We start from the raw sequence: 24,823 nt of genomic DNA on the forward strand, positions 1-24,823 counted from the left end.
GTTATTCGCAAAGTTGCGAACGAGCGTCAGCGCCAGGAGCTACTCTTCGCTAGCTATGCGAAGATGACCAGTGAACGTGCAGGGCACAAGGCCTAGCTGTCCCAGTCCACCGCCCAGGGGTCTTCCTCTTCTTGTTGCTCCATGAGTGCGTTGATTGGCTCCGTGAGGTGCTGGTCAATCACGGTCCAGGCGGCTTCGCGCTGGTCCTGTTGGAAGATCTGTTTCATCGCCTCGCCGCTGCGTGGGATGTCGGCGACGTCCTTCGCCCACCCGGCCAGGCGTAGCACCCGCTTCGTTTTCGCGATCAGGTCCGCCTCCTCGTTGAGCTCCAACCAGAGTTCCTCGACGGCCTGCGGGCTGTGGTCTCTCCCGAGCGTCTTTAGTGCTTCTTCCACGGTGGTTTTCATGACGGCGTCGACAACCCAGGCGCATTCTATAGATGGGTGGTGGTAGCGCATCATCCCGACCACCTTGTACGGGTTCCCGTCGGTGACCTCCAGGGCATTGGCCACGAGCTGCCCGGCTTGGTACTGGCGGAACTGGAACATCACCCGGTAAAACGCCTGGTCCTTCTCCTCCTGGATGCCTGGTGTCTCGCGCAAGAAGTTGAACACGTTCTTTTCCATTGCGCGGTGTTCGTCGCTGAGCTCGCGAAGTAATTTGTAGGCCGTCGGCTCGTTCGCGTTCTCGGGGTCGGTGATTTTCAGGTATTCCACGATGAAGAAGATCGAGTCGCTATCGCGGTCGGTCATGGGCACGTCCCAGTCGGAGCCGCCGAAAATATCAGGGACGGGGCGTTGTGGGTAGCCGTGGAATCGCACTGTGGGCGTTGTCATGATTGGACTCCTTCGGTGTTGCTGGTGTTGCTGCAATGTACCGAAGAGGTCCGACATTCCGGTGGGCAAGATCGCTCGCAGTCGCAGATATGTTCGGGTTCAGAATCGCCCCCGGATCTCACAGAGAGTGCATATCCTGGCACCTACTGAAATCATTGGCCCGAAACATAGGAGGTACGTCCGTGCTCGTAGACGTGCTCACGTGGGCAACCGTGATAGCGATACCGGGGCCGGACATCGTGGCTATCGGCACGCAAACCTCGCGTTTCGGGTAGCGGGCAGGGTTCTGGACGGCGCTCGGGGCGATGCTCGGTGTGGCCACGCGGTCGGTACTCGCGCTGCTCGGGATTGAAGCGCTCCTGCACGTCGTGCCGGCGCTGTCGGTGGTGCTGCCGCTGGCGGGGTCGGTGGCGCTGATGCTGCTCGGCGCGTTTGGTCTGTGGGGGAGCGTGAGGCGGGCGAAGGGGGCGTCGAAAAGTAATGAAAGGCAAGAGGTAGCGAGCGTGGCCGCGCGCACGGTGGGTGCCTCGGGCGGCTGGGGTACGTCACCAACATCTCGAACCCGAAAGCGCTGGTATTCTTCACCTCCTTCTTCACACCGATGATGAGCCACTACGATGGGCTGGCGAAATAGCGCAGAAAATGTGACCTATGTCGCAAAAATTTGGTGGATTTTTCCCTGCGACGCTTTTGCAATGAGGGAAAACTAACAGGGGTCCAGTCAATGAAGTGCTCGCCACGGAAGGGGCGCCACGAAGAAAGGATTCACATGTCTATCGATCAACAGATCTCTGACTATTACGGCAAATTGCAGAAGAGGAACGCGGGGGAACCAGAGTTCCACCAGGCACTCGCGGAAGTGCTTGACTCCCTCAAGATCGTCCTCAACAAGGATCCTCACTACGCTGACTACGGACTCATCGAGCGCCTCTGCGAGCCAGAGCGCCAACTTGTGTTCCGCGTCCCATGGGTCGATGACAACGGGCAAATCCAGGTCAACCGCGGCTTCCGCGTACAGTTCAACTCCGCGCTCGGCCCATACAAGGGCGGGCTGCGATTCCACCCGAGCGTGAACCTGGGCATTATCAAGTTCCTGGGCTTCGAGCAGATCTTCAAGAACTCCCTGACCGGCCTGCCAATTGGCGGCGCGAAGGGCGGCTCCGACTTTGACCCGAAGGGCAAGTCCGACGCCGAGATCATGCGCTTCTGCCAGTCCTTCATGACGGAGCTGCACACCCACATCGGCGAATACCGCGACGTGCCAGCCGGTGACATCGGCGTTGGCGCCCGCGAGATCGGCTACCTCTTTGGCCAGTACCGCCGCTTGGAAAACAGCCACGAGTCCGGCGTGATCACCGGCAAGGGGCTGAAGTGGGGCGGCTCGCTCGTGCGTACCGAGGCAACCGGCTACGGTCTGGTCTACCTCGCCTCCGAGATGATGCAGACGCACGGCGAGTCCTTCGAAGGCTCCAAGGTTATCGTGTCCGGCTCTGGCAACGTGGCTATCTACGCTGCTGAGAAGGTGCAGCAGCTCGGTGGCGTGGTGGTTGCCATGTCGGACTCCTCCGGCTACGTCACCACCCCGAACGGTGTGGACATCGAACTGCTCAAGGACGTCAAGGAAGTGCGCCGTGGGCGTATCTCCACCTACGCGGCTGAGGCCGGGGAGGGCGTCGAGTACCACCGGGACGGCAACGTGTGGGAAGTCCAGGCGGATGTTGCCCTGCCGTGCGCCACCCAGAACGAGCTCAACGGTGACGACGCCAAACTCCTCGTCGACAACGGTGTCCGCTACGTCGCTGAGGGCGCCAACATGCCGTGCACCCCGGCGGCTGTCCACTACTTCCAGCAGAAGGGGATCGCGTTCGCGCCGGGCAAGGCCGCCAACGCAGGTGGCGTGGCCACCTCCGCGCTGGAGATGCAGCAGAACGCCTCGCGCGACTCCTGGTCTTTCGAATACACCGACCAGCGCCTGCACGAGATTATGTCGAACATCTTCAAGACGGTCGATTCGACCGCCAAGGAGTACGACATGGAAGGCGACTACGTGGCCGGCGCGAATATCGCGGGCTTCAAGAAGGTCGCTGACGCGATGCTGGCGCAGGGCGTCATCTAACCTGCATGATTATGCCCTAATGGCATAAAATACGCGTTCACTGCCCACTGCCGATTCCGTTTCGGTAGTGGGCAGGCGTGTTTTTGGGGGTGGGGAGAAAGAAATTTTCCTGAATAACATACACCTGGCCGCATAGCTGTTAGACTCCCGTGTATGTCAGAGCAAAAAGTGTTGAAAGTAGCAGTCGCGGGCGCTACCGGGTACGCCGGCGGCGAGATCCTCCGCCTGCTGCTCGGCCACCCGGCATACCTCGCGGGCGAGCTCGAGATCGGTGCGCTCACCGGGGCATCCAACGCGGGCGCCTCGGTAGGGGAGCTCATGCCGCACCTGCCCGAGCTCGCCGACCGCATCATTGAACCCACCACCGTAGAGGTACTCGCTGGCCACGATGTCGTCTTCCTCGGCTTGCCGCACGGGCACTCCGCGAAGATCGGCGCGGCGCTGCCACCGGAGGTCACGGTCATCGACTGCGCCGCGGACTTCCGGCTGCGCAGCGCCGATGCCTGGCAGCACTACTACGGTTCCGAGCACGCCGGGTCCTGGCCGTACGGCCTGCCGGAGCTGCCCGGCCACCGCGAGCAGATCGCGGCAGCCACGCGGATCGCGGTGCCCGGCTGCTTCCCGACGGGCGCTACGCTCGCGGCGTGGCCCGCGGTGGCATCCGGCCTGGTCGAGCCGGACCTGACCATCGTCTCCGTCACCGGCGTTTCCGGCGCAGGCAAGAAGGCGAGCGTTGCCATGTTGGGCGCGGAAACGATGGGCTCGCTGAAGGCCTACAGCGCTGGCGGCACCCACCGGCACACCCCGGAGATCCAGCAGAACCTGCAGGAAGTAGCGCAGTCTCCGGTCGGTATCAGCTTCACGCCGGTGCTCGCGCCGCTGCCGCGCGGCATCCTCACCACCGTGGTCGCACCCCTTGCCCAGGGCGTGGACGCTGCCGCTGTCCGCGCGGCCTACGAATCCGCCTACGCGGGCGAAGCCTTCGTCACTCTGCTCCCGGCAGGGCAGCAGCCGCAGACGCAGCACGTGGTCGGCTCAAACATGTGCCACGTGCAGGTAGAAGTCGACGAATCGGCCAAGAAGCTCGTGGTCACCAGCGCCATCGACAACCTCACCAAAGGCACCGGCGGCGGTGCCGTGCAGTGCATGAACCTTGCGCTCGGGCTCGAAGAGACCGCGGGGCTCTCGCGAGCCGGGGTGGCCCCGTAACCGCCAGCCTCACTCCATCTCTACTTCTTCTCATAACGGACTGTAAAGGACATTTTCATCATGAGCACTACTGGTGTTACCGCCCCCAAGGGATTCAGCGCCGCAGCAACCTGGGCCGGCATCAAGGCATCCGGCAAGCCGGATATGGCCGTCGTGGTCAACGAAGGGCCAAAGAACGCGGCTGCAGCCGTGTTTACCCGCAACAAGGTCTTCGCGGCTCCGGTCAAGGTCAGCCGCGAAGTAATCAGGGGCGGCGCTATTTCCGCCGTCGTGTTTAACTCCGGCAACGCCAACGCCTGCACCGGCGCGCAGGGCGTCGAGGACGCCAAGGCGATGCAGCAGCTGACCGCCGAGGGTATCGGGGTGGACGCCTCGCAGATCGCGGTGTGCTCCACCGGCATCATTGGTGACCTGCTGCCGATGGACAAGATAGAGCACGGCATCGGGGTCGTTGTGAAACAGCTCGGCGACCATGGAGCGGACGCCGCTGTCGCCATCAAAACCACGGATACTGTGGCGAAAGAGGTCGTCGTCAAGGGTGACGGTTGGGCGCTCGGCGGGATGGGCAAGGGTGCGGGCATGATGGCGCCGTCGCTTGCCACGATGCTCGTGTGCATCACCACGGACGCAGACGTCGAGAGCCAAGCGCTGCAGACCGCGCTCGAGCGCGCCGTCGCCACCACCTTCAACACCCTGGATATCGACGGTTCCACCTCCACCAACGACACCGTCATCGCCATGGCCAGCGGCGCAAGCGGCGTCACCCCGACGCAAGAGGAACTCGACGCCGCGATGCAGGACGCCTGCTCGCAGCTCGCCGCCATGATGCAGTCCGACGCCGAAGGCGTGACCAAGCGCGTGGCCATCACCGTCGAAGGCGCAGCCGACGACGCCCAGGCGCTCAACGCAGCACGGGCCATCGGGCGCGACAACCTGGTCAAGACCGCAATGTTCGGCTCCGACCCGAACTGGGGCCGCGTGCTCGCCGCCGTCGGCATGGCAGACGCCGAGATGGACGCCGAGAACATCTCCGTCACCTTCAACGGGCAGACCGTATGCGAGCAGTCGGCGGGCGCGCCGGGCGCGCGCGACGTGGACTTGAGCGGTGCGGACATCGAGGTCGTCGTCAACCTCGGCACCGGCGGGCAGGGCAGTGCCACCGTGCGCACCACCGACCTGTCGCACTCCTACGTCGAAATCAACTCCGCATACAGCAGCTAGGAGGCATCCGTGTTACCGAATCTCAGCAGCGAGCAGCGGGCAACCGTCCTGGCAGAGGCACTGCCATGGCTGCAGCACTACCGCGACAAAATTGTGGTGGTCAAGTACGGCGGCAACGCCATGATCGATGAAGACCTCAAGGCCGCGTTCGCCGCCGACATGGTCTTCCTACGCACCGTCGGCGCGAAGCCCGTCGTCGTGCACGGCGGTGGCCCGCAGATCAGCGCGATGCTCTCCCGCCTCGGCCTCGACGGTGGCGAGTTCGTCGGCGGGTTCCGCGTCACCACCCCGGAGATCCTGGACGTGGTGCGCATGGTGCTCTTCGGCCAGGTCGGGCGTGACCTGCTGGGCAAGATCAACTCCCACGGGCCGTACGCAGTGGGCACCTCCGGCGAGGACGCCGGGCTGTTCACCGCGAAGCGCCGCACCGTCGACGTCGACGGCGAAACCCGCGACATCGGGCTCGTCGGCACGATCACCGACGTGAACCCCGCCGCCGTCATGGACATCATCGAGGCCGGGCGCATCCCGGTGGTCTCCGGCATCGCGCCGGGCGAGAACGGCGAGGTGTACAACATCAACGCCGACGAGGCCGCCGGGGCGCTTGCCGCGGCGATCGGCGCGGAGCGCCTCGTGGTGCTCACCAACGTGGAGGGCCTCTATACAGACTGGCCGAATAGGGACTCGCTGCTGTCTAAGATCGAGGCCGGGGACCTCGAGCAGATGCTGCCAGCGCTGGACTCGGGCATGATCCCCAAGATGGAGGCGTGCCTGACCGCGGTGCGGGGTGGGGTGAAAGCCGCCCACGTCATCGACGGGCGCGTCGCACACTCCGTCCTGCTTGAGCTGCTCACGATGGGCGGTGTGGGCACCATGGTTCTGCCAGATGATTACGACCGTTCCCAGTACCCGGACGGCACCATTTTTAGAAAGGATGACGCATGAAGGACTTCACGCAGCGTTGGGCGGGCGCGCTTTTAGATAACTACCCGGTTCCGCCAATCGAGCTCGTCGAAGGTTCCGGCTCCACCGTGACCGACGCGGATGGCAAGCAGTACATCGACATGCTGGCCGGCATCGCGGTCAACGCGCTCGGCCATGCGCATCCGGCAGTGGTCGAGGCGGTCACCAACCAGCTATCGACGCTCGGCCACGTTTCGAACATGTTCGGCTCCGCACCCGTGGTCAAGGTCGCCGAGGCACTCCGCGAGCACGTCGGTGATGACACCGCCCGCGTCTACTTCGGCAACTCCGGCGCCGAGGCCAACGAGGCCGCGTTCAAGCTCGCGCGGCTCACTGGACGCCGCCGTATTCTTGCAGCGCAGCACGGGTTCCACGGCCGCACCATGGGTGCGCTCGCCATGACCGGCCAGCCCGACAAGCAAAAGCCGTTCGAGCCCCTGCCCGCCGGCGTGGAGTTCTACCCCTACGGCGACATCGACGCGCTCACCGCACTCGTGGAACAGAACCCTTCGGATACCGCGGCCATCATCCTGGAGCCCATCCAGGGCGAGACCGGCGTCATCCCCGCTCCGGAAGGCTTCCTCACCCAAGTGCGCGAGCTGTGCAACAAGTACGGCATCCTCTTCATCGCCGACGAGGTGCAGACTGGCGTCGGCCGCACCGGCGACTTCTTCGCCTTCCAACACGAGGGCGTGCTCCCGGACGTGATCACGATGGCCAAGGGGCTTGGCGGCGGCCTGCCCATCGGCGCCACGATCGCGCGCGGCGAGGCCGCGAAGCTGTTCACCCCGGGCAGCCACGGCACCACGTTCGGCGGCAACCCCGTCTCCTGCGCGGCGGCCACAGCAGTACTGGCCACCATCGACGACGCCTTCCTCGCGGAGGTGCGCCGCAAAGGCCAGGTGCTTTACGACGCCACCTCGGCCATCCCAGGCGTCAAAGAGGTCCGCGGGCGTGGGCTCATGCTTGGCCTGGTGCTGGAGCAGCCGGTGGCGAAGCGCGTCGTCGCGCTCGGCCTTGAGCACGGGGTGATCCTTAACGCGCCGGCGGATAACGTGATCCGCCTGACGCCGCCACTGGTGATCAGCGACGACGAGATCGCACAGGCGGTTGAGCGTCTCGCGGCCGCGATTGCGGAGGCTTCAGAAGAGGTCTCACAATAAATTGACAGGCTTGACGTATCGCTTTCACATGTGCTATAATTTTATTGTTCAATTCATTAATTGAACAATTGTTAGTTGGGCGGAGCTACCCGCCCTTGCGCCTTCATATTCCTTGCTCGGAATCGGTGCAACCACCCCAAAGTGAAAGTCGATGACATGGCCTTCTCCGCCAAGAAATCTCTCCCAGCTGTAGTGCTCTGCGCCGCGATGATGTGGACAGTCACTGGATGCAGCACCTCTACGAACAACGAGTCCACTCCGGAAGCGAGCCAGACCGTTGCAGATGCCTCGCATGCAGTGACCATCACGGACATCACCGGGAACACGATTCAACTGGAGAAGCCACTCGAGCACGCAGCCATCCAGCTTTCTGGTTCAGGCGGGCCGCTTTTGACGATGGCGGCCCTCGACCGGGACAACTACACGTCCAAGATCGCTGCGATGGACAAGGGCCTTGAGTCCAACCGACAGGACCTGTGGGACCTTTTGCTTAAGGCGAACCCGGAGCTTGCTGATATCCCGAAGATTGGTGATGCGACGAAGGATCAGATCTCCGCCGAACAACTTTTGACGATGGGTGTCGACGGAGTCATTGCTCCGGTTCGCCAAAAAGCAAAGATGGATGTCATCGCTGAACAGACTGGCATCCCGGTAATCTACATCGATTACCACAGCCAAAAGCTGGAAAACCATATTCAGTCCACCAAGATCATCGCTGAAGCCACCGGGCTGACGAAGAACGTCGACGAGATCACGAAGTTCTACGAAGACGTCGTCGGCGACATTGAGGAGCGCGCTTCGAAGCTGGACCGCACCACGTCCGTCTACTTTGAGACGACCTCGAACGGCCCAACCGAATTCGGCAACACCTACGGCGCCGGCATCATGTGGGGCGCCATCCTGGACGCCGTTGGCGCGGACAACATCGCGACGCACTTTATGGCTGCGGACGACGCCGAGGCGCTCTCCGCCGAACAGGTCTTGGTCAGCAACCCGGACAAAATCGTGCTCTCAGGATCCCTGTGGGCGAACCAGCCGGACTCGGTCAAGATGGGCTTCTCCGTCTCCAATGAGGAGGCGCTGGCCTCGATGGAGCCGTTCCGCCAGCGCGAGGGCTGGGACAAGCTCAAGGCAATCCAGAACAACGAGCTGTACGCGATTGGTCACCCTATGACCCGCGAAATGCTGGACTTCTACTCCTACGCGCAGCTTGCCAAGCTCTTCCACCCGGAGGAGTTCGCGGACCTGGATCCGGAAGCGCTGATCAAGGAGTACTTCGATAAGTACATGCCGATCCCATACGAGGGAACCTGGTTCATCAAGTATGAGTAAGGCACCAACAAAAAGCCTCCCGAAAGGACTACTGGTCGCATTTGCCATTTTGGCGGTCGTAGTCCTTTTCGTGGTGGATCTTTGCGTCGGCCCCGCCAACATCAAGCTCTCGAACTTCTCCGCCGTGCTAGATCCTGATTCGGTTGAGCACATTGCGTTTTTCCGCATGCGCATGCCGGCTGCCCTCATGGCAGTTGGGGTGGGGATGAGTCTGGGGTTGGCGGGTGCCGTGATGCAGACGATCCTGAATAACCCGCTTGCCAGCCCGTTCACGCTTGGCGTGTCCTCGGCGGCAAGCCTTGGTGCTGCCATCGTGTTCGTGATGGCGCTGCCGATGGTCTTCGTTACCGGCGGTGCGCTGGTGCTCGCACTGCTCTCTGTGCTGGTGATCTTCGCGGTGGGCAAATATATCGAGATGAGTAACTCCTCACTGGTGCTCGCGGGTATCGCGCTGAATTTTCTTTTCGATGCCTTCCTGTCTCTGATCCAGTACCGCGCATCCGAGGAGAGCCTGTCGTACATCGTCTTCTGGACGATGGGCGGGCTGACCCGCGCCTCCTACCCGCAAGCGTGGATTCTGCTCTCCACGTTCGTCGTAGTCTTCGCGGTGCTGCTGCGCAACGCGTGGAACCTGACCGCGCTGAAGTTCGGCGAAGCCCGAGCCGAAGCGCTCGGCGTCAAAGTCGGGCGTGTGAAGATCCTCTCCCTCGTCTTGGCCTCGATCCTGACTGCGCTGGCGGTGAGTTTCTGCGGCAAGATCGGCTTCATCGGCCTGGCCGCGCCGCACCTGGCGCGCCGACTGGTCTCCGAGGACCAACGGTTCTACCTGACCAGCTCCGCCATTCTTGGTGCGATGATCCTGCTGGTGTCCTCGATCCTCTCGAAGCTGATCGTCCCGGGCGTTGTGGTCCCAATCGGCATCATCAGCTCGATTATCGGTATCCCGTTCTTGGTCTATGCGCTGACAAGCCAGCGCCGTCAAAGGGCGGTGTAGCGGCATGATTCGCGTCAAGAACTTCTCGTTCGACTACGGCGAGCGCCAGATCATCAAGGACATCAGCTTCCAAGCCAAGCCCGGCGAGGTCACCGTGTTGATGGGACGCAACGGCGCGGGCAAGACCACGCTGATGACGTCGATTGTCCGCTCACACAACCAGGGGCGCGGCAAGAAGATCTCCGGCGACATCGAAACCACTGGCACCATTTCCTACCTGAACCAGCACACGGAGGGTGACCTGCCGTTCACGGTCTTCGAAACGGTGATGATCGGCAAAGTATCCAAGCTGGGCATCCGCACCACGCAGGAAGACATCGACGACGTCAACGAAGTGCTGGACATGCTGGAGCTGCAGCCTCTCCGCGACGTCGCGATCCGCAACCTCTCCGGCGGGCAGCGCCAGAAAGTGTTCATCGGGCAGGCGATGGTGAAGCGCCCCGAGATTCTCCTTTTCGACGAGCCCACCTCCGCCCTCGACATCGAAAACCAGTACCGCATCCTGCACCAGATCAAGGACCTCACCGTCCAGCGCAACATCACGACGGTGGTGACCCTGCACCAGATCGACCTGATTGAGCGCTTCGCCGACCACATCATCGTGCTGCACGAGGGCCAGATCTACGCCGAAGGCTCACCCGCCGAAGTGTTTACGAAGCAGACGTTCCGCGACGTCTACTCCGTCGAAGCGATCCTGGCCGGGGTCAAGGACCGGATCCTGTTCGGGTTCGACCTCCTCGACCACCCGAAGATTCCGCCTGAGCACACCCCGACTTCGATCCACTAGGCCCGCTAGTCCCGGTGGCGGGTAAGTGTCAGCGCCCGCTGCTGGTCAAGCACATCGAAGTAGGGCAGCGGGTCTATGTCGAGCGCCTCCACGTAGTCCGTGAGCATATTGCGCACCACCTGGTGGAGCTCCTCGACGTCCCACGGCTTGGCGATGTAGTAGTCCAGGTTCGCCTCGTTCACCGCGTGCACGGTGTCCTTGAGCTGCGCCTGCCCGGTGACCAGCACCTTCCGGGTCGCCGCGGTGCGTGGGTCCTGCATCATCTGTACTAGGAACTCCACGCCGGTGGTCCCGGGCATGCGGTGATCACACAGCGCGAGCGCGAGGAGGTCGCCGTCGTCGCTGAGCTCGTCGATAACCTCCCATGCCTCGTCGGCGCTGGAGGCAACCTCCAGGCGGACGGTGTCCGCGAACGAGAGGAGGTCGCGCTCAAGGGCGGCGCGCACTTCGGCTTCATCTTCAAGAATCAGAATGGTGAGGTTCATGGTGTCTCCTTGGTCCGTTGATACGTAGGCGCACGCTGGCTTGGGTGCCTCGTGGCGAGGACTCCAGCGTGATGGTTCCGTGGTGCTTATTGATGATGCTTCGGCACACACTCAGGCCGATGCCCATCCCGAAGCGCACCTGGCCGTTCTTCGTGGTGAAACGCGGTTCGAAGAGTCGCTCGAGGCGCTCGCCGGGGATGCCGGGGCCGTCATCAATAATGTCGACTTCGATCCAGCCCGGCTCAGGCGCGCTCGTGCGGATCGTGACTGCGCTGCCAACGCCCGTGTCCTGCATCGCCTCGGCGGCGTTGGTCAGCAGGTTCGTCCACACCTGCGCAAGCTGGCCCGGCATGCACGTGATGTTGGGCAGCTCCGCGTAATCGCGAATGACCTCGACGTGGTCGAGCCGGTGCGAGATGAGGCGCAGCGTGTCGTCGATACCTTCGTGGACATTGACATCGGTGACGGGGTCGCCGTCAGGGCGCGCGTACGAGCGCAGCGAGGCCACGAGTTCCGTGATGCGGCTCGCCGCGGTGGAGAGGTTGCGCACCCCAGTGCCGATCGCCGCAGCGCGCTCGATGGTCTCGAAGTCGAGCCTGCGGGAGCGGGCCACCTGCTTGGCAAAGGCGGCGTCGTGCAGCCCGGCGAGCGCCCAGCGCTGCGCGAGCGCGCGGTCGCCGATGACCTCCGTGAGCTCACGCCGCAACCTGCGCGCCTCCTTCGTACTCACCGAGGGTGCTAGTTTCGCCTGGTCAAACGCCTTCAGGACGCCCTCGCGCCACTTCCGGTTCGGGCTTGAAGCCAGTAGCGTATCGACGTCCTCTCCGAGATGCGCCGCCGTGCGCTCAATCGCGGCCATCGGGTTGTTCAGCTCATGGGCAACTCCCGCCGCCAGCTCGCCGAGCGAGGCGAACCGGGCCTGGCTCATCAGCTCGCGGCGGGCCTCCTCCAGGTTGTGCAGGGCGGTGCTCAGCCGCGCCCGCTCCTGCTCGAGCTCCACGGTCATCTCGTGCTGGTGCACCTGGCTGTTCTCAGAGCGGCGCAGGCGCCGGTCGTAGGAACGCACCAGCAACACGGCGAGCATACGGTCCAGGCCGGGGGCGATGTCGAGCAGGTAGTTGAGCTGGTCCATCGGCAGCTGCACCGCGGTGACCTCCGTCGTGGTGCGGGCGGTAAAGAACCCGATGCGCGTGCCCGCCAGCGCCAACAGGCCGATGACCAGGCCCGTCGAGCCGCGGTGCATCGTGATGTCGCCTGCGTCCGTGTTGCGCTGCAGCACCACCTCGCCCGAGATAGTCAAGATGACCTCCTCGACCTCCTTGCCCTCCGTGGTCAGGTTCACCCCGGGAGGAAACACCAGGCGTGGCTGGCGCCCAAGGTGGCGGTCGGCTGCATCAATAATGCGCCCGACAATCTCCTCGTTTGTCAGTTCCACATCCAGGGCCGGCGCGGCCGGCTGGTCGTACTTCGACGCCAGCTCGGGGTTGTCGTGGTAGCGCGACGCCCAATAGCGGGTGAGCTGCTGCTGCAGGTTCCGTGCCAGGGCCTCGTCGTGGATCTCCGGCGTGTACACCAGCATGTCCAGCCTGCCCAGCTCGCTGAGCCGGTCCAGGCCCGACACCGTCGGTGCCGTGGTCAGGACGATGATGCGGGTGTGTTCGTAGTGGGCGTCGTCAAGAAATTTGACCAGCGGGTGATCGGCGGTGAGCCCGTGCTCGTGCACCGTGACGGTGACGAGCGCGAGGTCGTCCGTGCGAGGCAAGTCCGTCAGCGACGGGTAGGTGAGCACCGTATGCGTGCCGCCGAACGCGTCGCGCACGATGCTCTGGACGGTGCGCGACGCCTCCGACGCACCGATGACTGCGATTGTTGAGTGGGGAATCATCTACAGCAACCCCAACAGCGTCCATACTGACGGCATCACGAAGATCAGCAGCAGCGTTGCCATCGTGCCCACCACCAGGCCGACCTGCGCCATCTGCGGGATGGTGATCTCCTTCGTGGCGTACGCAATCGCGTTCGGCGGGGTGGAGATCGGCAGCGCCATACCCAGCGAGCAGGCGATCGCCACAATCACCGCGATGAGCATCGGGCTCGGCTCGGACAGCGTGATCGCCAGCGAGACCGCCAGTGGCACCAGCAGGTTCGCCGCCGCCGAGTGGGAAATGACGTTCGCCATGGCAAACCCGATCAGGCCCAGTAGCGCCAGGATCATCATCGGGCCGAGCACCTTCCAGTTCACGGAGCCGACCAACCAGTCATCGAGCCCCGTCGCACCCACGCCCGTGCCCAGCGCAATACCGCCGGAGACCAGCCACAACACAGGCCAGTCCAACGCCTGGACGTCCTTGCCCTTCATCACTTTCAGGCTCAGCAGCGCGACGACGGGGAAGAAACCGACAATATTCGAGGAGATCCCGTGAAGTGGCTCGCTCATCCACAGCGCAATCGTCAGCCCCGCCACCGCGTAAAACAGCTTCGCGTTCGACGACGTATCCCAGGACGCATCCATTGCAATCGAGATCCGCGTCTCCGAGGGGATGAACGCAATGCACAGGAACAGCCACGCAAACACCAGCACAACCAGCATGAACGGGACGGCAAGCAGCATCCACTGCGCGAAGGACACCTTGATGCCGTACTCCGCCAGCGCACCAATCGCGATCGCGTTCGGCGGCGTGCCCACCGGCGTACCGATGCCGCCCACATTCGCCGCCAGCGGAATCGACAGCGCCACACCCGCGCGCACCTTACCCGGCGGCAGCGTGCGCAGAATCGGGATGACCACCGCGAACATCGTGGCCGTCGTCGCCGTATTCGACATAAACATGCTCAGCAGTGCAGTAATCAGCATGAGCCCCAGCACCGTCAGCCGCGCCTTATCCGGGAAGGGCCGCAGCATAATCGCCGCCAGGTTCTTGTCCAGCCCGAACTTCTCCGCGCCATGCGCAATCATGAACCCGCCTAAGAAAAGGATGATCACCGGGTTCGCCAGCGCCGCAAAGTAGTCGGACGCCGGCAGCACCGTCTCCTTCAGCGCCTCGACGCCGCCCGTCGGGTCAACGATGGCGCCCTTCGAAAGCAGGATGACCTCGAGGAAGATCACCAGCACCGCGGTCGCGGTCAGCGGGATCGGCTCGAGGATCCAGAAGACAATCGCTAACAGGAAAATAGAAAGCATCCGCTGGCCGGGAGCCTCGAGGCCAGGGATGTTGAAAAAGAAGGGGAGCGCGAAGAGCACGGCGCCAAGAATGAGGCCCGCCCACTGCTTTTTCGAAAGGGAGGGGGCGCGCTGCTGGAGCGCCGGTGGTGGAATCGTTCCATGCTGTACAGCCATACCTCTGTATCTTAATCGTATGACCAGCGAATTTCGGTGGTTAGAATAAGCAGAATGAAACACTCAAAGCTTTTCGTCGCAGCACTCGCCGCCGCCTGCGTATCGACGGCCACTTCGTGCACCACCCAGCCCCTCCCATTCGAGCAAACACCCGCCGCACCGGCTTCGCAGGAAGCAGAGACCGCGCCCGATGCCGATCCAGGCGTGATGGACGAGCCCGCCTTCGAAGACGCCATCATTGCCATCTGGTCAAAGACAGACGAGATGCGGGGCATCGGCGTGCCCGAGTCCGAGATCGAAGATTTACAGGCCCGCACCGACAAGCGCGACGAGTCGATGGGGAAGCGCGCAATGTTTTACGTCACCGAGGCGGACAAGCTCAGCGAGCAGTACGCGTCCGTAACCGAAGACGGGTCTTAAGCCCAGAATGGGCCGGTGCGCGTGTGGTACCCCGCGGGCTCCACGTGCACGATGGTTTCCGACTCGCCGATAGCTTCGGTGATGCCGTCCTCGATGGCGTCGGCGTGTTCGTGGGAGTACGCCACTGTCCAGCCGCCGGGCACCTGCACCACGAGGCTGATGAGTCGATCGCGGCCAAACGCAGCCGTGCGCACCGACGTGAACTCGACGCCGTGCTCGGCGGCGTAGCTATTAAGGAAGCCGTGCAGCTTCTCCAGCTCATCTTGCGGCAGCGCTTCCGAGAGCAGCCCAAGAATGGCGCCTTTGAGCAGGCGGTAGCCGGTGAACAGGACGTTGAAGCCGACGCACAGCGCGATGATCGGGTCGAGCAGCTGCCAGTCCGTAATCCAGACCGCCGCGATGCCGACGATCACTCCGACCGTGGTCCACACGTCAGTGAGGAGGTGGTGGCCGTCGGCGTCCAGTGTTGAGGAGCGGTACTTCTTCCCAGCTTTCACCAGCGCGACGCCCACCGCGAGGTTTAGTACCGTGGCGGCAACAGAAAACGCCAGGCCGATACCGATCTGCTCAACGGGCTGCGGGTGAATAATGCGCTGCACGGACGTATAGATAATGGCCACGGACGCCACCAGAATCAGCGAACCCTCCACCTGCGCGGAGAAGTACTCGGCCTTCGCGTGGCCAAAGTTGTGGTTTTCGTCTGCGGGCTTAGCGGAAAGCTTCAGTGCCCACAGGCCGACGAGGGCAGCAACCAGATTGATCACGGACTCGATGGCGTCTGAGAGGAAACCGACTGATCCCGTAATGCCGGCCGCTGCCATCTTCAAAGCAATGGTGATGACGGACGCTGTGATGGAGAGCCACATAAACCGTTCGAGGAGCCGCTGCTCTCGTTTACGTTCAGCATTGATTTCGGACAAAGGCATGTCTGCTTTCCGCCTCCCTATATCTGACCTGCAATATGTTAACAGTGCGGTCGGGGAGGGGTATGGGACCAGGCGAACCGGGAAAGGTTGAAAGTTGGACCTTAAAAAGCTCCCAGGAAACTTTTGAATGTTGATTTATAAAATAATGAAAAAACAACAGTATGTAATTCAATCGAACCATCGAATCTCGGATATTCAATAAAGGGGTAGAGGGTTTCTATTTTTGGCCCAATTTTCGGGACATTTTTGGGAAATCTGCAGCTGACAGTACATTTGTACTGTTTAAACACACCCCAATACGGGGGTAGTCGAAATGTATAAAAATATGAATGGGCTTTTATGAAGTCGCTCGGAGGGGGATTATATATGCAATAGTTTGAAAGTTATGCAAATAGTGCCTTGGGGAATTCTGAAATGTGTTTCGGAATGTATTGTGTTTGGCATGTCAAATACTTCTAGCGCCACTACGGCAGCGGACATCAAGGGTCCGCCAATCAAACCAGTGAGCCACGGCAAGGCGGTTTTGTTCCTTGCGCTTGGTACAGCATTCCTTGCCGGCACCCCGCTGTGGGTAAAGGCGACAAACATGGATCCAGCGACGCAGGCCTTCCTGCGCGTCGTGATCGGTTGCCTCGTGTTGATCCCGTTCGGTGTTATGGAAATCCGCAAGAAGGCGTCGCTGAGCAAGAAGGGCATCATGCTCTCCATTGCCTCCGGCCTCTTCCTGGGCGTGGACTTTACCTGCTGGAACTACTCCATTTTCTACGTAGGCGCCGGCATTGCCGCAATTCTGCTGAACCTGCAGGTCATCATCGTGCCGATGCTTACGGCAGTCTTTGATAAGTACAAGATTCCGCCGGTCTTCCTGATCCTTGTCCCGATCATGGCCGTCGGTGTGATGCTGACCGGTGGCGTCTTCGAGGCCTCTGAGGCATCTGGTGGACCGGAGTCCATCTACGGCATTAAGACTGCAACCCTGGGTACCATCTTCGGCCTGACCTCGGGCGTGTGCTACTCGTTCTACCTGTACCTCTCCCGTAAGGCTGGTACCTCCGCACGTAAGGACCTGTACGTCCAACCGATGATGTACACGATGATGGCGCAGGCAGTCCCGCCAACAATCGTGGCATTCTTCATCTCCCCGCGTAAGGGATTCGACTTCGTGAACGGTGTTCTGATCGACGGCCAGCTCCCGCTGGTTGATCCTGAGCACACCGTCGGTGACGCGCTGACCACTTGGAACTGGTTCAACCTGATCTGCTTGGCTATCCTCGGCCAGGCGCTGGCATGGACCTTCGTCCAGTACGGCACGGTTTGGCTCGACCCGACCCTGTCCGCAGGTATCCTGCTGCTCTCGCCGGTGACCTCCGTCATCATTGCGGCTCCGCTGTTCGGCGAGATCCCATCGGTACTCCAGATCATCGGTATCTTCCTGATTCTGGGTACAGTGGCATACCAGAACGGACTGTTCTCAATGTTTACAAAATCGAAGATGAAAACCGACCATGAGAATCCGGACCACTCACTCGATGAACAACTCATCAGAGAGGGATTAGCGCCCGGACACTCACCGGAAGAAGCCTCGGATAACCCGAAGAAGCATCACCATCACCACTAATTCGGAGTAGGTTCGGGGCGAACCGAAAAAATTTCACACAATGAGTGAAAACTGAACCCCGTCTGTTCCAGAAGGCACAGACGGGGCGTCGGCAAATAATCGAATATCAATCGTCAACGAGCAAGGAGAAGAAATGAAGCTGACCCAACGCGAACAGGAAAAGCTGCTCATCGTGGTTGCTGCTGATGTGGCACGTCGCCGCAAGGAACGCGGCGTGAAGCTGAACTACCCAGAGTCGGTAGCCCTCATCACGGATTACCTCATGGAAGGCGCCCGCGATGGCAAGACGGTAGCGCAGCTGATGTCCGAGGGCATCCAGGTGCTTACCCGTGACGATGTCATGGAAGGCGTTCCAGAGATGATCTCTGACGTTCAGGTTGAGGCAACCTTCCCTGACGGCACCAAGCTTGTCACTGTCCACAACCCAATCCGATAAAAGGAGACTATCCATGATTCCAGGCGAGTACTTCATCACTGAAGGCAAGGTCATCCTGAACGAAGGCAGCGAGCCAATCACGCTTGAGGTGAAGAACACCGGCGACCGCCCGATCCAGGTCGGTTCCCACTTCCACTTCGCAGAGGCAAACAGCGCCCTCGAGTTCGACCGTGAAGCTGCGATGGGCAAGCGCCTCGACATCCCGTCGGGCACCGCAGCCCGTCTCGAGCCAGGCGATTCCCGCACCGTTGAGCTGATCGACTTCGGCGGCAAGCGCGAAGTTCACGGCTTCAACGGCAAGGTCAACGGCCCAGTCAAGTAAACGGATTACGAAACCTTTAAGGAAGGGAACAAAATGGCATTTGAGATGGATAGGCGTCAGTACGCCGAGCTTTACGGCCCACACACTGGTGACGGCGTCCGCCTCGCGGACACCTCGCTGATCGCACGCGTCGAGAAGAACCTGCTGAAGCCAGGCGAAGAAGTCAACTTCGGTGGCGGCAAGGTTATCCGTGACGGCATGGGTCAGAACTCCCGTGTTACCGGTGAAGAACTGATTCCGGACCTCGTTATTACCGGCCCGATCATTATCGACTACACCGGTATCTACGTTGCTGACATCGGCATCAAGGACGGCAAGATCCTCAAGATCGGCCGTGCAGGTAACCCAGATATCCAGGACGGCATCGACATCGTTGTCGGCGTCGCAACCGAGGTCATCGGTGGCGAGGGCAAGATCGTCACCGCTGGTGCAGTGGATACCCACATTCACTTCATTTCCCCAGACCAGGTCCTGGCTGCGCTGGACAACGGCACCACCACGCTCATCGGTGGCGGCGTCGGCCCGGTTGATTCCACCAACGCAACCACCGTCTCCGCTGGTGCGACCAACATCAAGCACATGATCGAGGCTTCGGTTGACTTCCCGGTCAACGTTGGATTCCTGGGCAAGGGCCACGCGTCCGCGCTCAACCCGCTGCGTGAGCAGATCAAGGCCGGCGCTATCGGCCTGAAGATTCACGAGGACTGGGGCGCGACCGCGAACACCATCGACAACGCGCTTAAGGTCGCGGACGAGATGGACGTCCAGATCGCGATCCACACCGACACCCTCAACGAGGGTGGCTTCGTGGACAACACCATCAAGGCAATCGACGGCCGCGTCATCCACACCTTCCACACCGAGGGTGCTGGCGGCGGTCACGCGCCGGACATCATTGAGCTGGCTGGCCACTCCAACGTGCTGCCAGCGTCGACCAACCCGACGCTGCCGTACACCCACAACACGCTGGAAGAGCACCTTGACATGATCATGGTCTGCCACCACCTGAACCCGGACCTTCCGGAGGACGTGGCATTCGCAGACTCCCGTATCCGCAAGGAGACCATCGCGGCGGAGGACGTCCTGCACGACATGGGCATCCTCTCCATCACCTCCTCCGACTCCCAGGCAATGGGCCGCGTCGGCGAGGTCGTGCTGCGCACCTGGCAGGTCGCTGACCGTATGAAGCAGCAGCGTGGTCCGCTCGAGGGTGACTCCGAGGGCAACGACAACGAGCGCATCAAGCGTTACGTGTCCAAGTACACCATCAACCCAGCGATCGCTCACGGTATCGCGCACGCAGTCGGTTCCGTTGAAGAGGGCAAGCTTGCTGACCTGGTGGTCTGGGAGCCGGCACACTTCGGCGTCAAGCCGCTGCTCGTGCTCAAGTCCGGCTACGTTGCACGCGCAGAGATGGGTGACTCCAACGCATCCATTCCGACGCCACAGCCACGTACGATGCGTTACTCCTACGCGGCATACGGCGATGCAGTTCGTCGCACCAGCGTCACCTTCCTGCCGACGGCCGCATTCGAGGCCGGCGTGCCGGATCAGCTGAACACGAACCGCAGGTTTGTTGAGGCGAAGGGCATCCGCAACCTCTCCAAGGCAGACATGAAGTACAACTCCGAGACGCCTGACATCAAGGTCGATCCGGAGACCTACGTGCTGACCGTCAACGGTGAGGAAATCCACTCCGAGCCAGCTGAAGAACTGGCTATGGCACAGCGCTACTTCCTGTTCTAAGGTGGACGTGTAGCAGAAGCGAGCGGGGGCAGCAGACGCTGCCTACGCTCGCTTTTTCTCTTTCTGCGACAAAAACTATTGAAAGGTACTTATCGCAACATGATCGTTACTGAGATTCTCGGCAACGTGAATACAACCGAGGGTATTGATGCGTCGAACTGCGACTACGTCGTGTTCGACAACGAATCCCGCGTCAAGCGCATTCAGCGCCTGACCACCGAGCAAGGCACCGAGCTCGGCATCCGTCTCGACAACGACTTCCGCGAGTTCGTCGACGGTGACATTCTTGCCCGCGAGGGGGACAAGCTGATCGTCGCGAAAATCGCGGCTTCCGATGTCCTGGTGATCGAACCTGCAACGATCCGCGAGGCGCTCGAGGTTGCGCACGCGCTCGGTAACCGCCACCTCCAGGCACAGTTCTTCGCCGCAGGCGAGAATGCATTCGACAAGGACGTTATGGTTGTGCGGTACGACCACACCGTCGAGCACCATATCCAGCACACCGGTGTGTCCTACCACCGTGGTGAATACGTGATGCCAAAGGCGTTCCGTCATGCAGAGCACACCCACTAATCGCAGCCAGCTCGTCGTCTGGCACCTCACCGACTCCGCCCTGCCGACTGGTGGCTTCGCGCACTCCGCGGGCATGGAAACGTACCTGCAGCGTGACGTCATCCGCGACGCCGACACGTTCGCGACGTGGCTGCGCGGCTACCTGTACCAGGCCACGTTTAATGACGCCCTGGCGGCCAGGTTCGCCATCGAGCTGCAGCAGTCCGGCTTGTCGGAGGCGGAGCGCGTCGAAAAGCTCGCTGAGCTCGATGCTCTGGTGCATGCGACGCAGACGCCGAAGGAGCTGCGCGCCGCGATGCAGTCGATGGGTCGGCGCATGTCGAAGGTTGCCAAGATTGTCGACGCCAACGATGCGCTCGTCACCGAGTACGACCGCGGGCTTGCGGCCCGTGAGTACAAGGGCAACCCAGGCATTGCGTTTGGGCTGGTGCTCGGCGCGGCTGGCGTGGAGGAGTACACCGCTGTTGAGGCGTACCTCATGCAGCTTGCGACTTCGATGGTGCAGAACGCGATCCGCGCGATCCCGCTCGGCCAGGACGCGGGCCAGCGTCTGCTGGTTGGCGTGTATGACTGGGTGTCGCGCTACGCCGCGGTGACCATGGACCACACGATCCACGACTTGGGTGTGGCGGCGCCGGATATGGAAATTGCGCAGATGGAACACGAGTTCCTGCACTCGCGAATGTTTATGTCTTAAAACTTGGAAGGAAGATAGAAGTATGTCAGTAATCAAGATTGGCGTCGGTGGCCCTGTCGGCTCCGGCAAGACGCAGCTCATTGAGCGTATTACGCGCGCCCTGGAGGGAGAGATCTCCATGGCCGCGATTACCAACGACATTTACACCACCGAGGATGCCCGCATCCTGGCTCGCGACGGCGTGCTACCAGAGGACCGCATCATTGGTGTTGAGACCGGTGGCTGCCCGCACACCGCTATCCGCGAAGACACCTCGATGAACGAGGCCGCCTACGAGGAGCTGCTGAACCGCCACCCGGACCTGGAGCTGGTGTTCATGGAGTCCGGCGGCGACAACCTGTCCGCGACGTTCTCCCCGGAGCTCGTTGACTTCTCGATTTACATCATCGACGTTGCGCAGGGCGAGAAGATTCCGCGCAAGGCAGGCCAGGGCATGATCAAGTCCGACCTGTTCGTGATTAACAAGACGGACCTCGCTCCGTACGTTGGCGCGGACCTGCAGGTCATGGCCGACGACTCGAAGAAGTTCCGCGGTGACAAGCCGTTCGTGCTGACCAACCTCAAGACCGACGAGGGCCTTGACCAGGTCATCGAGTGGATTCGTCGAGATGTGCTTATGCAAGATCTCGACACCAAGGCGTAGCTTGATGTGGGGCGAGTCAAGCGCGGTCTTCACCCACGAACCGCCGTATGAGGAAACTGGTGTACTGGAGCTTGGTATCGGCATTGGCGGTACCAAGTCCGTAGCGAAACGGCAGTACCACGAGGGTGCGTTCAAGATCATCCGCCCGCACTACCTGGATGATTCCGGGCAGGTCTACTACACCATCGCGAACCCCGGTGGGGGATACGTCGGTGGGGACGTGTACCGGATGGAAGTCGAAGTAGAGCCGGACGCGTCCGTGCTCTTGACTGACCAGTCCGCGGCGAAGGTGTACCGCACCCCGGACGACTACGTTGTGCAGAACGTGGAGTTCACTCTGCACGGCAACGCCGTGATGGAGTACATCCCGGATCAGCTGATTCTGTACCGGGAGGCGGACTTCCGCCAGCAAATCACTGTCAACATGGACGCGGAATCGCGGTTGTTCATGTCGGACATCGTCACGCCGGGCTGGTCCCCGGACGGCGGCCAGTTCCTGTACGAGCAGGCGCACCTGCGTAACGTCGTTCGTGTCGACGGCACACTCGCCGTCGTGGACAACGTGCGCATCGAGCCGACGAAGGAACTCTTCAACGACGTGAAGGAGTCCTTCCTGGGGCAGCACACGCACTTCGCAACGGCGATCTGCATCGACCCGAACATGACGCCGGAGCTGCTGGAGAAGGTCCGGGATGCAGTGCGCAACTCCCTGGAGGGCAAGGGCACTGCGAGCGCTTCGGTCACAGAGACCGAAGTTCCTGGCTTTGTGCTTCGCGGTGTTGCTGACTGGACGGAGGACCTGATGCGCATCATCAAGGCTGCGGCGAACGTCGTTCGCGCCGAGACGCGCGGTCAGGGGCCGATCGACCTGCGTCAGTACTAGTTACTTGCTATCGGCCGAATCCGGGCCATGTCCATGTTCGTGGGCATGGCCCGCACCTATCCAGTGCAACAGCTCGTGGATGTCATTGTCCGCGATGGCGTAGTAAATGCTGCGGCCGTCGCGCTTCGAGGACACCGTGCCGTTGTTCTCCATCGCGCGCAGCGCGGCGGACGCGGTTGCGATACGAAGCTCGGTGACCTCCGCGAGCTCGGTCACGGTCAGCTTGTGCTGGCCGGCGTGGTGAATCGCAGCAAGCAGCGTCAACCGGGTCTGGTCCCCAAGGATCTTGAAAATCCCGGTCCAATGGGGGAAATCTACTGACTGGGCCACTACTGAAACCTTTCTGGAATCCTAAAATTCACTACACCGGATGGGAAATATGCAGCACCGGGATGTCCTGGCTATCTCGGTCTAGGTTACCGCTCACACCGAAAACATTCTCAAGGACCGCCGGAGTAAGCACATCGTCTGGCGCGCCGTTGCCCTTGAGCTGCTTATCGTGCAGCAGCAGGAGGCGATCGCAGTAGCGCGCGGCGAGCGCCAGGTCATGAATCGCCAGCACAATCACCGTGTTGTGTTCACGGGACAGGTGGCGAAGCATGTTCATCAGCTTGTACTGGTGATGCAGGTCGAGGTGGTTTGTCGGCTCGTCCAGCAGCATCACCTTTGAACGCTGCGCCATCGCGCGCGCAACCATGGCGCGTTGGATCTGGCCGCCGGAAAGCTCCGACATCTTCTGGTCCACGATGCCCTCGAGGTCCGCGTGACGCAGGGCGTGAAGGATAATCTCCTCGTCCTCCGGCTGGGCTTGCGCGAACGGTCCACGGCCGGCGCTGCGGCCCAGCTGGATCACCTCGCGCACGGTCAGTGGAATCTTGTCGCCAGAGTGCTGCGCAACGTAGGACAGTACGTGGACGCGCTCGGTGCGAGGGTAGTCGCGGAGCGGTTTGCCGTCGAAGAGCACATCGCCAGTGAATGGGTGCACCCCGGCGATGGATTTGAGCAACGTCGATTTGCCGCAGCCGTTCGGGCCCACGAGCCCAATGACCGACGGGGCGTCGAGCTCAAACGAGATGCCGCCCAGGATAGTCGTGCCTGGGAAGCCCGTTTCGAGGTTCTTGACTTCTAACATCAGTGCTTCCTCCGCAGGATCAAGAAGAATGCCGGGACACCGATGAGCGCGGTGATCACGCCGACAGGCAGTTCCTGCGGGGCGAACAGCGCGCGGGCGATGGCGTCGGCAACTACGAGGGTGATCGCGCCGACCACCGCGGAAATCGGGATCAAGCTGGCGTGCCGCGGCCCGGAAATCATGCGCACGGCGTGCGGAACAATCAAGCCCACAAACCCGATCGCGCCGACGGACGCGACCGTAGCCGCCGTCATCAGCGACACCGCGACCAACACCGCGTAGCGCAGCGCCACAACCGGGATACCCATCGTGGACGCGGTCGCATCACCGAGGGAGAGCGCATCCAAGTAGCGCGACATCATCCACAGTGCCACCGTGCCGATGGTGCCGACGATGAACACCGCAATCACGGTGTACCAGCGCGCGGCGCTAAGCACGCCAAGCAGCCAGAACATGATGCCGCGGGTCGACTCAGCGTTACCGGACGCGGTGACAATCAGCGAGGTCAGCGACTGGAACAGGAACCCGATCAGTACACCGGTCAGCACCACACGTGCGGCGTCGGCCGCACTGTTGCGCAGCAGTAGCATCAACATGCCAAAGGACACGAGCGCACCCACCGCAGCACCAGCGATGATGCCGTACTGCCAAGTGGAGAACAGGATTGCCACGACAGCGCCCGTCGACGCGCCCGAGGAAATACCCAGCAGGTACGGCTCGGCGAGGTCGTTGTGGGTGATGGCCTGCATCGCCACACCGCACACCGCGAGGATCGCCCCGACCATCGCAGCCATCAGGATGCGAGGGATGCGAAGCTCGGTCAGGATGGACATGCGCAGCGGGGAAGGGGTGGGCAACGCCGGATCGAAAATGCCACGCAGTTCAGCAAAGCTCAGAGAGCTTGAGCCAATCGGAATAGAACAAACCATCGCGAGTACCAGCAGTACTAACGCGATGGCTGAAACAGTGACGGTCTTCTTCACA

26 protein-coding genes are annotated in these 24,823 nt (G+C 61.7%); 18 read left to right on the plus strand and 8 right to left on the minus strand.

The features are described 5' to 3' along the window. Positions 1 to 92: 92 nt before the first annotated feature. Positions 93 to 836 carry a hypothetical protein gene (locus KBX13_RS08460; RefSeq protein ID WP_256021703.1) on the minus strand — a complete coding sequence of 248 codons (744 nt, stop codon included), beginning with the start codon at positions 834 to 836 and terminating at the stop codon, positions 93 to 95. A 314-nt stretch (positions 837 to 1,150) separates the two neighbouring features. On the opposite strand from KBX13_RS08460, the gene KBX13_RS08465 reads away from it, so the two are divergent. From KBX13_RS08465 to KBX13_RS08505, 9 genes are all read left to right on the plus strand, one after another. Further along, positions 1,151 to 1,441, plus strand: a complete 291-nt coding sequence (locus KBX13_RS08465) for a hypothetical protein (RefSeq protein ID WP_256021705.1) — start codon at positions 1,151 to 1,153, stop codon at positions 1,439 to 1,441. Positions 1,442 to 1,605: 164 nt separating this feature from the next. Continuing rightward, positions 1,606 to 2,952: an NADP-specific glutamate dehydrogenase gene (gene gdhA, locus KBX13_RS08470; RefSeq protein ID WP_256021706.1), complete on the plus strand. Its 1,347-nt coding sequence runs from the start codon at positions 1,606 to 1,608 to the stop codon at positions 2,950 to 2,952. 153 nt (positions 2,953 to 3,105) lie between these two features. Next, a complete protein-coding gene (gene argC, locus KBX13_RS08475; RefSeq protein ID WP_256021707.1) occupies positions 3,106 to 4,161 on the plus strand; it encodes an N-acetyl-gamma-glutamyl-phosphate reductase in 1,056 nt (351 codons plus the stop codon). A 60-nt stretch (positions 4,162 to 4,221) separates the two neighbouring features. Next, entirely contained in the window at positions 4,222 to 5,382 is a 1,161-nt protein-coding gene (argJ, locus tag KBX13_RS08480; protein WP_256021708.1) for a bifunctional glutamate N-acetyltransferase/amino-acid acetyltransferase ArgJ, read from the plus strand. Positions 5,383 to 5,391: 9 nt separating this feature from the next. Beyond that, positions 5,392 to 6,327 (plus strand): acetylglutamate kinase, encoded by a 936-nt coding sequence (argB, locus tag KBX13_RS08485; protein WP_252931470.1) that lies wholly within the window; start codon positions 5,392 to 5,394, stop codon positions 6,325 to 6,327. Then, entirely contained in the window at positions 6,324 to 7,508 is a 1,185-nt protein-coding gene (locus KBX13_RS08490) for an acetylornithine transaminase (RefSeq protein WP_256021709.1), read from the plus strand. The genes argB and KBX13_RS08490 overlap by 4 nt, the downstream gene beginning before the upstream one ends. 156 nt (positions 7,509 to 7,664) lie before the next feature. Beyond that, on the plus strand, positions 7,665 to 8,840 hold the full coding sequence (locus KBX13_RS08495; RefSeq protein WP_070975977.1) for an ABC transporter substrate-binding protein: 1,176 nt from the start codon (positions 7,665 to 7,667) through the stop codon (positions 8,838 to 8,840). Beyond that, entirely contained in the window at positions 8,833 to 9,834 is a 1,002-nt protein-coding gene (locus tag KBX13_RS08500; RefSeq protein WP_256021710.1) for an iron ABC transporter permease, read from the plus strand. Before KBX13_RS08495 ends, KBX13_RS08500 begins: the two co-directional genes overlap by 8 nt. A gap of 4 nt (positions 9,835 to 9,838) precedes the next feature. Beyond that, on the plus strand, positions 9,839 to 10,621 hold the full coding sequence (locus tag KBX13_RS08505; RefSeq protein ID WP_256021711.1) for an ABC transporter ATP-binding protein: 783 nt from the start codon (positions 9,839 to 9,841) through the stop codon (positions 10,619 to 10,621). A 5-nt stretch (positions 10,622 to 10,626) separates the two neighbouring features. Here KBX13_RS08505 and KBX13_RS08510 read toward each other — a convergent pair whose 3' ends face one another. Genes KBX13_RS08510 through KBX13_RS08520 form a run of 3 tightly spaced genes read right to left on the minus strand, consistent with a single transcriptional unit; the run spans position 10,627 to position 14,443 of the window. Further along, positions 10,627 to 11,106, minus strand: coding sequence for a response regulator (locus tag KBX13_RS08510; protein ID WP_070362900.1), 480 nt, complete (start codon positions 11,104 to 11,106; stop codon positions 10,627 to 10,629). Continuing rightward, on the minus strand, positions 11,081 to 12,991 hold the full coding sequence (locus tag KBX13_RS08515; protein WP_256021713.1) for a sensor histidine kinase: 1,911 nt from the start codon (positions 12,989 to 12,991) through the stop codon (positions 11,081 to 11,083). The genes KBX13_RS08510 and KBX13_RS08515 overlap by 26 nt, the downstream gene beginning before the upstream one ends. Beyond that, positions 12,992 to 14,443, minus strand: coding sequence for a DASS family sodium-coupled anion symporter (locus KBX13_RS08520; RefSeq protein WP_256008552.1), 1,452 nt, complete (start codon positions 14,441 to 14,443; stop codon positions 12,992 to 12,994). A gap of 54 nt (positions 14,444 to 14,497) precedes the next feature. Here KBX13_RS08520 and KBX13_RS08525 point away from each other — a divergent pair, with 54 nt between their 5' ends. Beyond that, positions 14,498 to 14,863, plus strand: coding sequence for a hypothetical protein (locus KBX13_RS08525; RefSeq protein ID WP_256006274.1), 366 nt, complete (start codon positions 14,498 to 14,500; stop codon positions 14,861 to 14,863). Here the strand turns inward: KBX13_RS08525 and KBX13_RS08530 are convergent. Then, positions 14,860 to 15,789, minus strand: coding sequence for a cation diffusion facilitator family transporter (locus KBX13_RS08530; protein WP_256021714.1), 930 nt, complete (start codon positions 15,787 to 15,789; stop codon positions 14,860 to 14,862). The two genes, KBX13_RS08525 and KBX13_RS08530, sit on opposite strands and share 4 nt — an antisense overlap. Before the next feature lie 442 nt (positions 15,790 to 16,231). Here KBX13_RS08530 and KBX13_RS08535 point away from each other — a divergent pair, with 442 nt between their 5' ends. From KBX13_RS08535 to KBX13_RS08570, 8 genes are all read left to right on the plus strand, one after another. Next, the gene (locus tag KBX13_RS08535) at positions 16,232 to 17,407 is read left to right on the plus strand and encodes a DMT family transporter (RefSeq protein WP_070477000.1); all 1,176 of its coding nucleotides are present in this window, start codon (positions 16,232 to 16,234) and stop codon (positions 17,405 to 17,407) included. Positions 17,408 to 17,540: 133 nt separating this feature from the next. Beyond that, positions 17,541 to 17,843 carry an urease subunit gamma gene (locus tag KBX13_RS08540; protein ID WP_070362895.1) on the plus strand — a complete coding sequence of 101 codons (303 nt, stop codon included), beginning with the start codon at positions 17,541 to 17,543 and terminating at the stop codon, positions 17,841 to 17,843. Positions 17,844 to 17,856: 13 nt separating this feature from the next. Then, positions 17,857 to 18,165: an urease subunit beta gene (locus KBX13_RS08545; RefSeq protein ID WP_252931478.1), complete on the plus strand. Its 309-nt coding sequence runs from the start codon at positions 17,857 to 17,859 to the stop codon at positions 18,163 to 18,165. Positions 18,166 to 18,198: 33 nt separating this feature from the next. Beyond that, positions 18,199 to 19,911: an urease subunit alpha gene (ureC, locus tag KBX13_RS08550; RefSeq protein WP_256000973.1), complete on the plus strand. Its 1,713-nt coding sequence runs from the start codon at positions 18,199 to 18,201 to the stop codon at positions 19,909 to 19,911. A 99-nt stretch (positions 19,912 to 20,010) separates the two neighbouring features. Further along, the gene (locus KBX13_RS08555; RefSeq protein WP_070362892.1) at positions 20,011 to 20,484 is read left to right on the plus strand and encodes an urease accessory protein UreE; all 474 of its coding nucleotides are present in this window, start codon (positions 20,011 to 20,013) and stop codon (positions 20,482 to 20,484) included. Then, entirely contained in the window at positions 20,465 to 21,181 is a 717-nt protein-coding gene (locus tag KBX13_RS08560) for an urease accessory protein UreF (protein ID WP_256000972.1), read from the plus strand. The genes KBX13_RS08555 and KBX13_RS08560 overlap by 20 nt, the downstream gene beginning before the upstream one ends. A gap of 22 nt (positions 21,182 to 21,203) precedes the next feature. Beyond that, complete coding sequence (gene ureG, locus KBX13_RS08565) at positions 21,204 to 21,824, plus strand: urease accessory protein UreG (protein WP_070362890.1); 621 nt, start codon at positions 21,204 to 21,206, stop codon at positions 21,822 to 21,824. Between the two features lie 4 nt (positions 21,825 to 21,828). Beyond that, positions 21,829 to 22,707: an urease accessory protein UreD gene (locus tag KBX13_RS08570; RefSeq protein ID WP_256021716.1), complete on the plus strand. Its 879-nt coding sequence runs from the start codon at positions 21,829 to 21,831 to the stop codon at positions 22,705 to 22,707. Here KBX13_RS08570 and KBX13_RS08575 read toward each other — a convergent pair whose 3' ends face one another. From KBX13_RS08575 to KBX13_RS08585, 3 genes are read right to left on the minus strand one after another with little or no spacing between them, the layout of a single operon-like run. After that, positions 22,708 to 23,037, minus strand: coding sequence for a helix-turn-helix transcriptional regulator (locus tag KBX13_RS08575; protein WP_070362888.1), 330 nt, complete (start codon positions 23,035 to 23,037; stop codon positions 22,708 to 22,710). It lies immediately after the preceding gene. 31 nt (positions 23,038 to 23,068) lie between these two features. Continuing rightward, positions 23,069 to 23,839, minus strand: a complete 771-nt coding sequence (locus tag KBX13_RS08580; RefSeq protein ID WP_256021717.1) for an ABC transporter ATP-binding protein — start codon at positions 23,837 to 23,839, stop codon at positions 23,069 to 23,071. Beyond that, a complete protein-coding gene (locus KBX13_RS08585) occupies positions 23,839 to 24,822 on the minus strand; it encodes an iron ABC transporter permease (protein WP_256021719.1) in 984 nt (327 codons plus the stop codon). The genes KBX13_RS08580 and KBX13_RS08585 overlap by 1 nt, the downstream gene beginning before the upstream one ends. Between the last annotated feature and the right edge of the window lies 1 nt (position 24,823).

The sequence above is a fragment of the Corynebacterium sp. CCUG 51687 genome, from assembly GCF_024453995.1.
GTDB lineage: Bacteria > Actinomycetota > Actinomycetes > Mycobacteriales > Mycobacteriaceae > Corynebacterium > Corynebacterium pseudogenitalium.

Excerpts from the sequence above, each read along its gene's own strand:
- KBX13_RS08460 (WP_256021703.1), bottom strand. The coding sequence starts at position 836 with ATGACAACGCCCACAGTGCGATTCCACGGCTACCCACAACGCCCCGTC.
- gdhA (WP_256021706.1), top strand. The coding sequence starts at position 1,606 with ATGTCTATCGATCAACAGATCTCTGACTATTACGGCAAATTGCAGAAG.
- argC (WP_256021707.1), top strand. The coding sequence starts at position 3,106 with ATGTCAGAGCAAAAAGTGTTGAAAGTAGCAGTCGCGGGCGCTACCGGG.
- argJ (WP_256021708.1), top strand. The coding sequence starts at position 4,222 with ATGAGCACTACTGGTGTTACCGCCCCCAAGGGATTCAGCGCCGCAGCA.
- KBX13_RS08490 (WP_256021709.1), top strand. The coding sequence starts at position 6,324 with ATGAAGGACTTCACGCAGCGTTGGGCGGGCGCGCTTTTAGATAACTAC.
- KBX13_RS08495 (WP_070975977.1), top strand. The coding sequence starts at position 7,665 with ATGGCCTTCTCCGCCAAGAAATCTCTCCCAGCTGTAGTGCTCTGCGCC.
- KBX13_RS08500 (WP_256021710.1), top strand. The coding sequence starts at position 8,833 with ATGAGTAAGGCACCAACAAAAAGCCTCCCGAAAGGACTACTGGTCGCA.
- KBX13_RS08505 (WP_256021711.1), top strand. The coding sequence starts at position 9,839 with ATGATTCGCGTCAAGAACTTCTCGTTCGACTACGGCGAGCGCCAGATC.
- KBX13_RS08510 (WP_070362900.1), bottom strand. The coding sequence starts at position 11,106 with ATGAACCTCACCATTCTGATTCTTGAAGATGAAGCCGAAGTGCGCGCC.
- KBX13_RS08515 (WP_256021713.1), bottom strand. The coding sequence starts at position 12,991 with ATGATTCCCCACTCAACAATCGCAGTCATCGGTGCGTCGGAGGCGTCG.
- KBX13_RS08520 (WP_256008552.1), bottom strand. The coding sequence starts at position 14,443 with ATGGCTGTACAGCATGGAACGATTCCACCACCGGCGCTCCAGCAGCGC.
- KBX13_RS08525 (WP_256006274.1), top strand. The coding sequence starts at position 14,498 with ATGAAACACTCAAAGCTTTTCGTCGCAGCACTCGCCGCCGCCTGCGTA.
- KBX13_RS08530 (WP_256021714.1), bottom strand. The coding sequence starts at position 15,789 with ATGCCTTTGTCCGAAATCAATGCTGAACGTAAACGAGAGCAGCGGCTC.
- KBX13_RS08535 (WP_070477000.1), top strand. The coding sequence starts at position 16,232 with ATGTCAAATACTTCTAGCGCCACTACGGCAGCGGACATCAAGGGTCCG.
- KBX13_RS08540 (WP_070362895.1), top strand. The coding sequence starts at position 17,541 with ATGAAGCTGACCCAACGCGAACAGGAAAAGCTGCTCATCGTGGTTGCT.
- KBX13_RS08545 (WP_252931478.1), top strand. The coding sequence starts at position 17,857 with ATGATTCCAGGCGAGTACTTCATCACTGAAGGCAAGGTCATCCTGAAC.
- ureC (WP_256000973.1), top strand. The coding sequence starts at position 18,199 with ATGGCATTTGAGATGGATAGGCGTCAGTACGCCGAGCTTTACGGCCCA.
- KBX13_RS08555 (WP_070362892.1), top strand. The coding sequence starts at position 20,011 with ATGATCGTTACTGAGATTCTCGGCAACGTGAATACAACCGAGGGTATT.
- KBX13_RS08560 (WP_256000972.1), top strand. The coding sequence starts at position 20,465 with ATGCAGAGCACACCCACTAATCGCAGCCAGCTCGTCGTCTGGCACCTC.
- ureG (WP_070362890.1), top strand. The coding sequence starts at position 21,204 with ATGTCAGTAATCAAGATTGGCGTCGGTGGCCCTGTCGGCTCCGGCAAG.
- KBX13_RS08570 (WP_256021716.1), top strand. The coding sequence starts at position 21,829 with ATGTGGGGCGAGTCAAGCGCGGTCTTCACCCACGAACCGCCGTATGAG.
- KBX13_RS08580 (WP_256021717.1), bottom strand. The coding sequence starts at position 23,839 with ATGTTAGAAGTCAAGAACCTCGAAACGGGCTTCCCAGGCACGACTATC.